The organism is Chitinophagaceae bacterium, assembly GCA_007695095.1.
Classification (GTDB): domain Bacteria; phylum Bacteroidota; class Bacteroidia; order Chitinophagales; family REEL01; genus REEL01.
Genome location: REEL01000092.1, coordinates 1 through 14,832, shown reverse-complemented (window position 1 = coordinate 14,832; position 14,832 = coordinate 1). Strand labels below are relative to the sequence as shown.

General features: G+C 36.5%; 6 protein-coding genes. 1 reads left to right on the top strand and 5 read right to left on the bottom strand.

Going from position 1 to position 14,832, the window contains the following annotated elements:
• The first annotated feature begins 419 nt into the window (after positions 1-419).
• Positions 420-1,829 carry a hypothetical protein gene (locus EA412_05385; GenBank protein TVR79984.1) on the top strand — a complete coding sequence of 470 codons (1,410 nt, stop codon included), beginning with the start codon at positions 420-422 and terminating at the stop codon, positions 1,827-1,829.
• 532 nt (positions 1,830-2,361) lie between these two features.
• Here EA412_05385 and EA412_05380 read toward each other — a convergent pair.
• From EA412_05380 to EA412_05360, 5 genes are all read right to left on the bottom strand, one after another.
• Positions 2,362-11,055 carry a glycosyltransferase 36 gene (locus tag EA412_05380; GenBank protein TVR79983.1) on the bottom strand — a complete coding sequence of 2,898 codons (8,694 nt, stop codon included), beginning with the start codon at positions 11,053-11,055 and terminating at the stop codon, positions 2,362-2,364.
• Positions 11,056-11,533: 478 nt separating this feature from the next.
• Positions 11,534-12,280 carry an FkbM family methyltransferase gene (locus tag EA412_05375; protein TVR79982.1) on the bottom strand — a complete coding sequence of 249 codons (747 nt, stop codon included), beginning with the start codon at positions 12,278-12,280 and terminating at the stop codon, positions 11,534-11,536.
• Positions 12,281-12,422: 142 nt separating this feature from the next.
• Entirely contained in the window at positions 12,423-12,905 is a 483-nt protein-coding gene (locus tag EA412_05370; GenBank protein TVR79981.1) for a DUF1905 domain-containing protein, read from the bottom strand.
• 1 nt (position 12,906) lies between these two features.
• Complete coding sequence (locus EA412_05365) at positions 12,907-13,485, bottom strand: flavodoxin family protein (GenBank protein ID TVR79980.1); 579 nt, start codon at positions 13,483-13,485, stop codon at positions 12,907-12,909.
• A gap of 150 nt (positions 13,486-13,635) precedes the next feature.
• Positions 13,636-14,832, bottom strand: a 1,197-nt coding sequence (locus EA412_05360; protein TVR79979.1) for a DUF418 domain-containing protein, incomplete at its 5' end; no start/stop codon positions are given.

Below are 14,832 nucleotides of genomic sequence, written 5' to 3'. Positions count from 1 at the left end.
CGCAGTAAAACCATAATCAAGACACTCAGCAGAAGGTAATGCGGCCTTTATTCCGGACTTGGGGTACCCGCTGCTTGAATCTTGCGTGAAAAATTTTACTGTTCGACGCAAGGAGTTTAAAGTTTTTAGCCAGTGAAAGCTTAGCGGGTCAGGGAGGAATTCAGCCGCGATTTTTTTGTTAACCCTTTTTTTCTAAAAAAAAGGTACTTACACTATCTTGTCACATCCTGATGCATGCGTCAGAGGGTGTCTTTTTTGAAATAATGCTACGAATTGTAAGGATTGATCATTTTGAATAAAAGTATATGTTTTTACCCCACACAAAAAAAGTCATTTTTTATTCCTTTACTTTCTGTATATTGGTCGAAAATTCAATAATGGATATTAAGCAGGACGATTTGTATGTCATCATAGAAACGATGAGTGCAGGTGAAAAAAAGTTTTTCACCAATTATGCCAGAAAAGAGTCTTTTTACTATTTACTGTTTGACCTGATTGCCAATAAATCCCTTTATGATATTGAAAAATTAAAAACCGCCCTGGTTAAAAAGGGTTGTAAACAACCGCTGTATAAACTCAAGTCCTACCTGAAGTCTGAACTCCTGGACAGTATCATTAAGTATGAAAAAGAAAAAGACGAACAGGGAGTTTTAAAACAACTTGGCCATATTTCAACCCTCATCAGCAGAGGCCTGTTGGAAATGGCTGCAAAGCAGTTGGAACAACTAAAAGCATTTGTTTTAGAAAAAGCTTTTAACTGTTACTTGCCTGTTATTTATAAACATGAGCATAATATTCAAAGTCAACTTTATACGATTTCGCCAAAGATCTTTGATGAATATGATGTCTATCTTAAAAACTTGCATAAGCATGTTGAAATTGACCGGATAATGTATGGTTTATCCAAATTACATCTTACGCACTATACAATTATAGAAAATCCTCCAAATGAATCTAAAGCCCTGGAATTAATCAGCAATGACTTGATTAAGCATCCTGCTGAAGATGAAAGTTTGTATGTTAAATTAACGAGATACCGCTGCTTGTCTATATACAATCTGATGCTAGCAAAAATTGAAAATTTGTTAGCCGTAAATTATGAAGCATTGGATGTGCTTAAAGCTTATCCTGATGTGCATTTTCACGATAAGTATAAAATTAAATATTGGCAGAGCATTTTGTCTGCACTCAATAATTTCAATAGAAAAGAGATGTTTCTCAGGGAGTCTGACTATATTTTGAATGAACTCAAACTGGCCGCCGGCGACTCATACATGAATTATGTGGTTTATTTACACACCAGAATGCTGAAAATGGCAGTTACCGGGGAAGCAGCAGAAAAAGATGAATTGATTAATGAATATTTAAAGAATGAAGCCAAGTTTTACTTCTCAGGTAAAACGACATTCATGCTTTATACTGTTTTCATGTATGCAAAAATTGATGATTTTGATCAAACAGTTGATTGGCTGAAGAAACTCATCAAAGCATGTGAAGATAATGATATGCAGTATAAAATTGTAGGTATGAAGGTTGTTGAGATATGGATACATTTTAAGTTTGGCAATTACAGATTGCTCAATAGTTTACAATTGTCATTGGAAAGAATAATGAAAAAACATACTATCACTTCTGACTCCTATGATTACATGAAAGCAGGTATGCGCAAATACCAAAATGCAATGAATGAGGAGGAAAAAATACAAGTGCTGCTCAAATGGAAAGCACAATTTGAAAGCCTGCCATTTTTGGATAGAATGCATTTTAATACCATGTCATTTAGCTTTTCTGACGAACTAAACCGTATGTTGGAAAAGGCGAAAGTGTAAAAGATGTTTACTTTGTTACTATCCTGATAAATTGGTTAGTTCCAATGTTCTATTGCTCAATTGTTTCATTGTTTCATTGTTTTGGTATATTGCTATATTCTGTATGACAAGCTTTGAGCTTTTAGTACATTTGACATTTTAATTTAACATCATCAATTTTCATTACTACTCAGCAGTTGAAATTTTTCACGCAAAGTAGCCGCAAAGAACGCAAGGTTTGTCAAAATTCCATTTTTAATTTCAAAAATTCAAAACAGTATTACTATTGAATCAGTATAGAATACTTTGTGGACTTAGTGTCTTTGTGGGAAAATTAAATACCCAAAGCTCGCAATGAAAAAATCATTTATGATTTTTTACCTCTGCGTTCTTGACAATTTGCGGGCATAGTGGCTTTGCGTGAAAAAAAATTGCGAGAAAAAAGGTGCTCCTGAATAGTAACTAAATTTCAATATATTCCCTTGGGACTTGAAATTTGGAATCTTTGAATTTGGGTCTTTTTTCCAACTTCCAGCTTCCATCCGTTTCACCTTTACACCCCCTTCACAATCCTCAACAAAACCTCATGCTTCAGTTGATCTTTTTTAACAGGAATCATCGCAGTAGAATCTTTGAATTGTACATTTTCCCCATCAACAGTACCTTCAAGCAGGCCAGACTGCAGCCCATCCGGATTGTCAATCTGAATGTGATAGGTGGTTGTATCATCATCTAAAACCAGGTCAATGCTGTAACCCGGCCAGCTTTCTGAGATTGAAGGTTTCAAAAGTATAGAATCCCCATTCAGTCGTAAACCGAGTACTGACTCCAATGCCACTCTGTACATCCATCCGGCAGAACCTGTGTACCAACTCCAGCCGCCCTGTCCGGTAAGGGGCTTTTCACCGTAAACATCTGCGGATACCACAAATGGCTCCACTTTGTATTGGTCGGCAGATGCCTGGTCAAGGGCATGGTTGACAGGATTGACCATATTCAGATATTGGACAGCTTTTTCGCCCATGCCCGTTTCTGCAAATGCTTTTACAGTCCACAAAGCCGCATGTGTATATTGCCCTCCGTTTTCTCTTACACCCGGAATGTACCCTTTGATGTAGCCCGGGTCTTTTTCTGTTTTATCAAAAGGTGGAGTCAGTAAACGAATAACCTTATCTTTTTCAGAAACAAGATGTTCTTCCACAGCACTCAATACCTGTATACTTCTCTCCTCAGAAGCAACTCCCGAAAAAACAGACCAAGCCTGAGAAATGGCATCAATTCTACATTCATCATTTTCTGAAGAGCCGAGCGGAGTTCCATCATCATAAAAAGCTCTTAAATACCATTTCCCGTCCCAACCTTTTTTATTCAAGCTTTGTTTCAGTTCTGCTGCAACCGACAGATATTCATCTGCCATGGATTCATCATTCATTATGCGACAAACTTTTTCAAAGCGAATCAGGATTGAGTAAATAAAAAAGCCGAGCCAGACACTTTCACCCTTTCCATTTTCCCCTACACGATTCATACCATCATTCCAGTCTCCGCCACCAATCAGGGGTAAGCCGTGTTTGCCGAATTTCAGAGAAATATCAATGGCCTTGCAGCAGTGTTCGTAAATTGTCCCTTTATCCTGCAGAGTAATTGGGTGAAGGTATGCTTCATGTTCAAATGGCTCGAGTTTTCTCGAGGAGATATAAGTCACATTTTCATGCAGGATAGATTCATCTCCGGTAGATTGCAAATAAAATTCAACTACATAAGGAAGCCAGAGACGGTCGTCAGTAATTTTCGAACGTATTCCTCTTCCGGTTGGCGGATGCCACCAATGGAGCACATCCCCTTCTTTAAATTGCTTGGCAGCATGCAGCAAAATCTGATTTCGGCAAAGCTTGGGGTCTACATATAATGCGGCTGTAGCGTCCTGCAACTGATCACGGAATCCATAGGCGCCTCCTGATTGATAAAAGGCGGTACGTGCCCACATCCGGCTTGATAAATTCTGATACATCAACCATCCGTTTACCATCACATCAAGTGACTTATCGGGTGTGAAAACCCTGATTTTTGAAAGTGATTTTTTCCAAAAAGTACGGATATTATCTAATTCTCTATCGGCTTGTGAAGTGTCAGCATACTTTTGAATAATTAATTCTGCTTCTTTTTTGTTTTTGCTCTCACCTTCCAGAAAAATAAGTGTTACACTTTCGCCGGGTGCTAACTCAAAAATAGTTTGCATAGCTGAACAAGGGTCCCCACCAATTATCACTTTATTATCAAGTAATTTTTCATTAGCAAGTGCAAGAGGCTTATTCAGTGAGCGATTTCTTCCGATAAAACCCTTTCGGTCAGTAGCATATCGAAATTCAGCATTTTCAATAGGGTTTATAACAGAAGAAAAAACAATCCTTCCGGCAAACTCATTATTGTAATTATTTTTTGCATATAAAGTCTTACCATCAATAGATATTGCCTGATTGACAAATCTCGAAGAGGTGGTTCTTTCAACCCCCAATACTCTTTCTATATATCTGAACACTGAAAGTTTTTGAGGCTCACTTCCATTATTTTTCAAAGTGAGTTTTGAGATTTTTACAGCCTCTTTTTCCGGCACAAACTGTATGAGTTTTTGCTCCAGTTTATTAGAAGTGTGTTCAAATTGAGTAAATCCAAAGCCGTGTGTTACATGATAAAAACCTGAACCTATTACCGGCCCGGGCGCCGGAGACCAATATTTCATTTTTTCTTCGTCCCGAATATAAAAAGCTTCTGAATGCTTATCCGTCACCGGATCGTTCGACCATGATGTAAGTTTATTTTCCCTACTGTTTTCACTCCAGGTATATCCGGCTCCCCGTTCTGAAACGGTAAAGCCAAACTTCACATTAGCAATTACATTTATCCAGGGCACGGGAGGAAGTATCGGGAAACCGGTTTCAGGATCGCTTTTTATCAAAATATGATACTCACTGCCGTCTGCTGAAAATCCACCATAACCATTAAAGAATTGCAACTCATCCTTTTTTTCATTCCATTCTTCATCGACATTAATCTCCTTTTCAATTAAAGGCGAATAAACTGCTTTCTCCCCTCCTGCATACCATGAGCTTGTTTCCGTTTTTTGATTAAGCTTTGATAAATCGGGAAGTTTTTTATCGAATATAGCATGCGCCACACTGAATAACAATGTTAAGTCTTCCGGTTGGATTTTATCTGCCCTGTATAGAAAAATACCTCCTCTTTTATTCAGGACTTCCCGTTCCAGTGAAGATTCTATTGCAACCTGAATCGACTCTTGTATTTCATCAATATAGCCCGGTGCATGCTCATTAATTATGAGTAACTCGGATTCAATGCCTCGCATACGCCAAAAAGTATGAGCCTTGAGTAAAAGCTTCACTTGTTTTAGTTGATTGGTTTCATTAATCCGGAAAATGACTAATGGAGAATCTCCAGATATGCCATATGCCCACAAGTCTTTCTGTTTTTTATTATTGATAAGAAGGTGGTACTCCTCTGACCTATAATTTGATTCTGCATAAAAAACGTAAGAAGCCAGTTTATGGAAGTAGTGCGCCTGACCGGATTTAATAGCAAGATGGCTTAACTCTACGGAACCATAAATAGATGCAAGGTCAAATGCTCTGTTGACAGCTAGTTGGTTGTCATACATATCTGCCATTTGTATAGCTGCTTCCCTCGAGTCTGCAAAACCAAGTCCAAAAGTAAGATTAATTTTTTCTCCCGGATTGAGCGTAATTTTTTTTCTAAAGCTGACTATTGGATCCGATACATTACCCTGAAATCCTTTAAGTTTATTTCCATTATCCATCGCTTCAGGATTACTCAAAGACCTTCCTTTTCCAATAAAATTAGATCGTTCAGTTTCAAAATAAAGTGGTTCAGCTACATTGTGATGATTAAATGCAAATGTATGAATCATCCAAATCGGTTTTTCCTCTTTGCTTCGTGACCTGCGTTTTGCAATAATGGAATTGTGAGATTCAAGATATTCAGTTTCTATAAACAACTTAGAAAATGCAGGGTGAGAGTTATGGTCTGCTAAAGTATTTAATACCACTTCAGCATAACTGGTAACTTCCAGTATGCGTTTACGGTCAGAATAATTGGTAAATGTTAGTTTTCTAAGTTCAATCTGGTGATCGGGTGATACGCAAATCTCTGTTGTAGTTTCAATCCATTCATCTACTCGTGAGCAAACAACTTTACCATTATGAAACCAGGAGTCGTATCTGTCAGGTTTACGCTTGACCGGTTGATGCATGGCAGACCAATACTTATTACTTTCCATATCTTTAATATAAAAAAATAAGCCCAGCGGATCAATTGTAGAATCAGGTTTCCATGCATTTATCACAATTCCTTTTGAATTGGAATAGCCCGTGCCTGCATGTGTTATCATTGCAGAGAAGCTGCCATTTGAAAGTGTATGTAACCTTGGAGGACTAGCATCGAGTTCATTCATTCCGGAATGTTCTGCAATATTCTGAGTAGAAGATTTTTCTCCCGGTTCCAGCTCGGCATCAATCGGATGCGGTTCTTTGATAGGTGCTCCCCTTGGAATTCTTTCCTGTAATAAAAGCTCACAACTTTTAACACGTGGGTCTGTATGAAAATTTGTGCTAATTGACCAGTTATTTAAAAAGTTTTCAATTGCTATTAAGCCCATCCCGTGATGGTGCACCATATAAGTTTTTACAATTTTAAAAGGCACCTCAGCATTCAGGTGTGATGGAGTATAGTCAATGGCATCATAAAACCCTAAAAGGCCTAAACCTCCCGCTTTTTCTATTTCTAAAAGGTTTTGAATTGAATTTTTTGATTCCACCATGAGCGCAAGCATAGAAGCATAGGGCGCTACCACATATTCGTCAGCCAAACCGCGTTTTAAACCAAGCCCCGGTACACCAAAAGTTCGATATTGATAGTGCAATTCGATATTGAGAAAATAATAGGCACTTTCAGAATACCCCCACGGAAGACCCCGGTTGTCTCCGTACTTTTTTTGCCAGTTAATTACATTCTGATAAGTGTGACTCATCAGTGTATCCGGATAGGATTTAAGGAAAAGTAAGGGCATTAAATACTCAAACATGGTGCCGCCCCAGGAAAGCAAAATTTCTTCCCGATTAATACTGGTTAGCCTTCTACTCAGCCTGAACCAGTGTTCAACAGGCACATCTCCTTTTGAAATAGCAATATAAGAGGCAATTCGTGCTTCGCTGGCCAGTAAGTCATAAGTACTTTTATCATACTGAGCGATATCCAGATTATAGCCAATACTGAACAAACCTCTCTTTTTTTGATAGAGAAAAGAAAAATCCATTTCATCTATCATTTTTTCAGCAAGAAAAACGATTTCATCAGCCTGTGATTGCCATTTTTCTATCAGCTGATAACAAGTATGTTCGCTGTAGTTATCTTTGAATAAAACGCTTAATTCATCCGGTGAGTAGTCATGTATATCCAGATTATCCGGCAATGACATGCATTTATATTCATCAATTGCTTTTTCAATATGCTTTAATGGACTTTCTATCCAAAAAAGTAGATTTTCCATCATGCGGTCGTCCAAAATGCTGCTTAAAGGTAAAAGACTGGTAGCGCTCAGATTTACGGCATCTTCTTTCAAAGCTTTCAATAGATCAAGATTTACAAAATTGGTTTGTTTATCTGCAGTATCGAGTTTATTGAGCATTAAGTTTGTAAAATGATAAATCTGATTAAAAGAAGGTTCAAGCAACACATCTTCATTGTTGTATTTACTAAAAATGTCTTTAATAGTGAGGAGTGTATCCTGCAAGCCGGATATGAATTTTTTGTTGATTCCTTTTGTGCTCATCACCTGTTTAACAGCTTCTTTGATGACAATTAAACTTGCAGCGAGGTTTCCTGAATCTACGGTTGAGATATATTTTGGATTCAATACTTGTCCGAGTCTCGTTTCATACCAATTAAAAAGGTGACCATGATACTTATCGAGTGAAAGAATTGCATTCAATGATCTTTGTTGTCGTTCCAGTAATACCCCAATGGTAATATACCCCATATTATAAGCTGTCTGATTGGAAACTAGCGCCAATCCAATATTTGTCGGGGATGTTCTTTCTACAGTGGGCAATGGCGGGTCTTCCTGGTAATTGTCGGGTGGCAGCCAAAAATGTTCCTCATTCACAAATCGCTCAAAATAGAACCAGGTGCGTCTGGCATACATGCGCAATTTTAATCGATCTTCTGCTGAGACGATTACGGGACGCTTTTTTAAGGGTTGGCTGATAAACCACACGTAAAGTGGAGAGCCTGACCATAACAGAAAAAAGGGCGTAACTATCCACAGATAAACAGGTACTTTTACAATAGCAATAATGAAAATGCTCACACCCAAAAGTACCGGTAGTAACATCATGCGTAAATAAGCGCTTAATGAATTTGGGCTGATTTGCTCTGTTTGAGATGCAGTTGACCATTCAAGCAACCACTTTTTTGAAATAATTAAGCGGTACAAGGTTCTGCAGACCGCATCCAGTTGAATAAATGCCTGATGCGGTAAAATAATGACAGTGGAAATCGCCTGAACTGTATTTATTTTCAGGTTATCCCGCACTTTCACCATATGGAGTTTCCACCTAACTCTGGCCGGCCTGTTCAATAAATCACTCGAAAGGCTGACGTAAGTGGGGAAAGCCAGTATTCCAAAAGCGGCCAATACCCAAATCCAACCGGAACCGGGCATCCAGAATAATCCGGCAATAAAGAAAATCGTCAGGAATAAGAAGTTCAGCGAACGGCGTAGGTTATCAAAAATTTTCCATTTTGATAAAAGGTTTATCGGATTGCGATTACTCCCTTTTTGTCCCGGGACAATTGGAAAAAGCCAGGAAGCAATTTGCCAATCTCCCCTTGTCCAGCGATGATTTCTTTTTGTAAAATTGACATAAGTGCTCGGATAATCGTCAAATAATTCAATATCAGTGGCAAGCCCGGCTCTCAGATAAGTACTTTCAATAAGATCATGAGAGAGAATTCTATTTTCAGGGAAGCGGTTATATAAAACGCAATGAAAAGCCCTTACATCATAAATACCTTTTCCGGTAAAAATAGCCTCTCCGGTAAGATCCTGATAAATATCTGATACTGCTGCTGAATAAGGATCAATTCCTACATTTCCGGAGAATATCTTTGAAAACCAGGTCTTTTTTGCTGATTCCGGTGAAAATGAGATGCGCGGCTGAATAATTGAATACCCTTTTGTAATCCTTTTTTTATCATCATCATAAATGGCTCGGTTCAGTGGATGAGCGATTGTACTGATGAGTTTTTTTGCTGCTCCGGGAGGTAATTTTGTATCAGCGTCGAGTGTAATAACAAACTGTACAGGGTCTGTGCTGACAGAAGTTAAAAAATCACCTGCAATAAACCGATAAGAAGTTTCTGAAGTCGGATCACAAATTAAGTTATTCAGCTCCTCCAGTTTCCCGCGCTTTCTTTCCCAGCCCATCCATGCATTTTCCGATTTATTCCACAATCGCTCGCGATGCAGCATGAAAAACCGGTCTCCATAACGGGATGAGTATTTTTCGTTTAGTTCTTTAATTAAATTTTGAGCTGTTTTGATGATTGCATCATCACTTTCCAGCTGTTTTTCAGTTGCATCCCCAAAGTCAGAGAGAATGGCAAATTGAAGTCCGGGGTCAGGATTTGCTAAAGAATGAATTTCTATATTTTCAATTTGACGCAATGCATCCTCAGGGGAAGATAACATAGTCGGAACTACAACAAGTGTCCTTGAATATTTAGGAATTCGATCTTTATAATCCATTTTGGGAAGAACCCGTGGGGGTAGAAAAAAAGCAAAAAATCGGTTTACAACCGTAATGGACAAATCGAGCGCCGGAAAAAATGCAATGAGAATTACTGCAATCATAGCTGTAAGAGAATAACTGATTGCTCCGGTAGCTAACCATAATGCTCCAAGAAATCCAATAGTAAAAAAGAAAAGTGTAATCAGATACAAAGAAAAATGTGATTCAAAAGCTCTGTGAATTCGCTCTCTAAGCGGAGCCGTATATCCGGTTTTTTTGATTAATTCAGTATATCCATCGCCAATGAGAAAATATCCAATATGCTGTTTTACTTTGTTTTTGTCAAATATAGAATTATCAGCATTTTCAGCTGCGTTAACAAACTGTTCTTTTGACAATTCCAATGCGATATTGGAAACCGCTGTCTCTGAAAATTTTGAATGTCTGCTTACTTTTTCAACAATTCTCCGGTAGCTGTCTCTTGTGTGAAAGCTCATCATTGAATAATGGCCGGAAGGATCTTGTTTAAGAATATCGTCTATAACGGAACAGTCCTCCACAAAATCCGACCATTCCGTTTCTGTGATTTCCCGTAAAGAAATTACGGCATTTTGAATATTTACCTGAAGCCTGGATTGTTTTTGTGCCTCCCGGCGCATGGCATCTTCCAGCGTTGTTTCATATTGGTTTATGTGATAGTTAAACCAGCGTTTTTGCTCTTCATGAAGCATTCCCGCAGATTGGAGTTGATTAAACAACTCTAAAAGATGTAGCAGGCCTGATTTTTCTGAATGCACTTTAGCCCAACCTGAAATAGCGTGTGAAAAGGCACCCGGTTCCTCTAAATTTTCCTTTTCAATTTCTTTGACAAATTTTTCTACTTCACTTTTGATATATTTTTGTTCTAAAATACGGGATGCCTTTTCGGCCAGTATTTGAATGAGAAATAAGCGAATCATAATAGGGATAGCCCAAAGCTCACCTAATTGCAAGGTCTCCTCTTGTTGATAACTTCGTATATATTCTAAAAGTACTTCATTGTCTAAAACATTATCAGTATGTGTCAGCATATTGAGCACAATCTCATAAACTCTTGGAAAGCCTTTATGCTCGCCAATTGCCAGTATTGGTATATTTTTTTGATATGCCTTTGGAAAATCAATGCCAATTTGCACGATTTGTTCCTGAATAATATAAAAATTGTCCATCAACCATTCGGAAGCCGGTGAAATCTCTTTTTCTGATTTTACAATTTTGGAAAGTGTTCGGTAAGTATCTGTGAGTATCTGATTGGATTCTTCCAGGATGGGTTTAATGGGTTTCAAGTTGTTGGATGCAGCTGAAGCCTTATGGATTTTAGCCAAACTAATGGCACTTTCCTTTAAAAAATTGATATTAAATGATACGGTTAGCTTTTCTTTCATTCCTGTGAGTGTTCAAGTATAATTTAAATCAAAAGCAGAAATACTCTGCCTATCCTTTAGGTAAAACAAATAAGATAAATACTGCAATCAGCTGAATTCCCGGGCTTAAAATTTATTTGAAAAGAAAAACTAGAATCTGTTTTAGGAAAAAACTCATGTTTATCTAACTCAATCTAAATATACGCGATACACAAATTCATTGAGCACTTTTCAGTTCTTATAAAGATACAATAATATGATGGATTTTTTTAAAGTTTTTTAGGGTGAGATTCTTTATCTATTGAAAAATGTTATATTAGATTAAAATTCTGTAAAGGTGTTCAAATTAAATAGATTCTTTGAATATTTTTCTTAATCTGATTTCAATGCTTGATAGCTAAATCAATTTATCATTTCTGAAAAGTTTAAATTTTCATACTTGTTAAGTCGAATGACTTATTCAGATTTTGAGAAGTTAAAATTAATAAACCTCAATTCATTATCTTATATCATAGCAAATAGTATCTCCGGTTAGGTTTTCTTTTATTGACAGATAATGTTTTTTCATTATTTTTAAACATTTTTTATAATCACTTTTTGTCAAATGTTTATTCTCAAATATTAAAACAGAGGGGGTAATTACATTAAAATTAATGGTTTTAATTATCTCAAAATCATATCCTTCCGTATCAATTGTTAAAATATCTAATTCATCAAATTTATATTTTTCAATTATGGAATGAAACGTTATAGTTGGAGTAATTTGTTTAGTTATGAGTTGTTCTATATTCGGGATATAGTCTTTATGTGTCAATATTGTTTCTAATTTGAATGAGCTAATTTGATTATACCAAATTGGCAAGCTATCATCATCACTTTCTTTTATGATATAAAATTCTTTTTCTGAATTTGTATTTGAAACAGCAATGTTTTCAAAATAAACACCCTCAACACCTTTATAATTAGCTATCAACTGTTTAAAAAGATAGCTGACCGGCTCTATGAGTACACCTTTGCATTTATTCTTTTTTATGTAATCATATAATGGATCATTTGACATTCCATTATTAGAACCTATTTGTATAAAAGTAAATTCATTTTTCGGTTGGATATGATTAATAATTATTTCATCAAAGTTATCAACAACAGGTGGACTCCAATTTCTTTTACTATTATAAAACAAATAAGAAAATCCTGTAAAAATATTTGTTTTTTTATTCAATATCTTATGTAAAATCTGTTTCATAATTTACCAATAGCAAATAAAAGTTCGGTTTTACTAGTTAATACAATTTTACATGGACAGCAAATTAAAAATAAGTAAATACCTTGAATTTTAATCACTGAATTACTTTTAATATACCTAAATCTTTCAAAAATTAGACGAATTAATGAGGATACTTTAAAATCAATTTAGGAGATGTAATTCCCATTTTGATTTTTTCCGTAATTTTCAATGCTTTTTCAATTCTCTTATCGCTAGATTTTACTTGTAATACCAAATAAATAAGTCCACGTTGATTTCCTTTTGTCAATGAATGAAATATTTTATCTGCTTCAGGGTCTGTATTTAAAACTTCCTTTAGCTCTTCGGGCATTTCAAACTGATATTTTGAATTATCTACAGTGAAAGTAGCTTTTACCTTTGAACCTTCTTTAATTTTTAGCTTTTTGCAAGTGGCTGAACCAATGCTGATAAAGTGACCGCCTTCTTTTTTAGAAATTATTGCACAATGAAGTTCCATCTCGTCATTCAATCTGCAAATCACACGTTTATTATTTTCTTTTGTTAAGGCTAAAACCGTCTTTTTGTCGAGCAAAATATAATGCATTCCGCCGTCAAACTTTTTGATTCTGTATTCATTTGCCATTTTATTTTTGTTTAAAACCCAGCTTATAGACTCTTTCTAACCATTTTTCTCGATACGTTTCTTTAGACAAGCGAATGGGGCCTATTGTTGTTGCTTTTACCGGACTTATTCCGCAAAACTCCAGGGTTAATTTCTTCATTGCAAAATAGCTTGGTTTTTGATAAACTAACCAATAATACCAGGCAGGCTGGTCAAGTGTAGAAATAATTCTCGCGCTTTTACCTTTGAGTAACTTGTCCCACCATAATGAATTTTCCTTTTTTTGAAAAGCAAAACCCGGAAGAAAAACTCTGTCAATAAAGCCTTTTAATAGGGCAGGCAAGCTTCCCCACCAAACCGGATAAATCCATACTAAATGGTCTGCCCATTTTATTTTTTCATGGGATTCAATCAAATCCGGTTCAAGTTCAGTACGTTTTCTATATCCGAATTGTAAATTGGGATTAAATTCCAAATCCGCTATTTTTATCTCTTTCACTTCAGCTCCGGATGCTATTGCCCCTTTTTTATAAGCTTCTGTAAGTGCATAGCAATAGCTTTCTTTGTCCGGGTGACCATAAATAATAAGTATTTTTTTCATTTGTTTAAATTAATCTCTAAATTTCAGTTGTGTTTTGAAATGCTCCAAAACTTCTATTACAAAAAAGGTTTTTTAACAGCTAACTGCAAGCAAAAATCAGGTAATTGTATTGAATGTCTTCGAAAAATATACGTTTCCATTTTGAAATCTTTAAACCCTGCTAAGATATGTTCCCATGCGCCATAGTCTTTCAAGCGGGCCCATTTTATAGTGTTTGAAATACCATGCACTCAGATACATTTGGAATAGGTAAATCACTACAGCAAGTGGAAATATGAAAATCGGTTCAAAGCGGCCAATCAATTCCAACCCATAACCGTAAAATATAGTGGTACAAATAATTGTTTGCATGATATAATTTGTAAGCGCCATGCGACCGACAGGCACAAACCGATGAAGGAAAGCGGTAGCTTTATTGTCTTCCAGGCACTTTAGGATAAATCCGCTGTAGGCCAACATCAACAAGGGCGCTCCAAGGATTATTGCAAACATTTGAATCAGCAACCAATAATCAAAAAGAACAGGATCCCGATAAAGATAACTTAATGCATAAACAACAGAGAGCAAGAGTCCGCTTATAAGTAGTTTCCATCGATGAGGGATTAACAACGTTCTCAATAATTTAGGGTTTTGCAGCAAACCTTTCCGGCCAATCAGAAAACCAAGCAAGAACATAGAAATAATGAATGGAATTCCCATAGGTGCAAGAAACAAGCCCGTCCATGCAAAGGGAATTTCTTCTCCCCATCTGTATGTCATCATTTCAGCATAAGTCCCAGTTAAATAAACTTCGTACCCACGTGCAAGCATTTCCACAAAATCCTGGTTTGCTTCCGCAAATCCCTCCTTTATACTGTCAGCTACTTCGGGCATGCTCATTGCCCACATTATAAAAAATATGAGCAAAGTAAAAAATAGTAGGAAAGCACCTAAAATAACCCCCATCCAAATCTTGATTGTTTTATCTTTTCTGTATAAAAAAAGCATGATGAAAATTCCTGAGACTGCATAAGAAGCTAATATATCTCCCGGCCAGAAAAACACCGCATGCATTAGGCCAATCAAAAACAAAAGTAACATCCTGCGAAAGAAAACCCGCCTGACCGGTAATTCCTTAATTTTAAGGCGTTCGGTGAAAATGTAAAAGCCAAGTCCGAATAAAAAGGAAAACATTGTAATGAACTTACCTTCAAAGAATATCCGGCTAAAGAAAATATACGACTGATTATACCATTCCGTCCACGGTGATATATTCACGGCTAAAATTGCCAGGGGATTAGAAAAAATATAGAGATTCACCACCAGTATGCCAAAAAGGGCAATCCCCCTGAGGATATCGAGATCAAT

Excerpts from the sequence above, each read along its gene's own strand:
- EA412_05380 (TVR79983.1), bottom strand. The coding sequence starts at position 11,055 with ATGAAAGAAAAGCTAACCGTATCATTTAATATCAATTTTTTAAAGGAA.
- EA412_05370 (TVR79981.1), bottom strand. The coding sequence starts at position 12,905 with ATGGCAAATGAATACAGAATCAAAAAGTTTGACGGCGGAATGCATTAT.
- EA412_05365 (TVR79980.1), bottom strand. The coding sequence starts at position 13,485 with ATGAAAAAAATACTTATTATTTATGGTCACCCGGACAAAGAAAGCTAT.
- EA412_05375 (TVR79982.1), bottom strand. The coding sequence starts at position 12,280 with ATGAAACAGATTTTACATAAGATATTGAATAAAAAAACAAATATTTTT.
- EA412_05385 (TVR79984.1), top strand. The coding sequence starts at position 420 with ATGAGTGCAGGTGAAAAAAAGTTTTTCACCAATTATGCCAGAAAAGAG.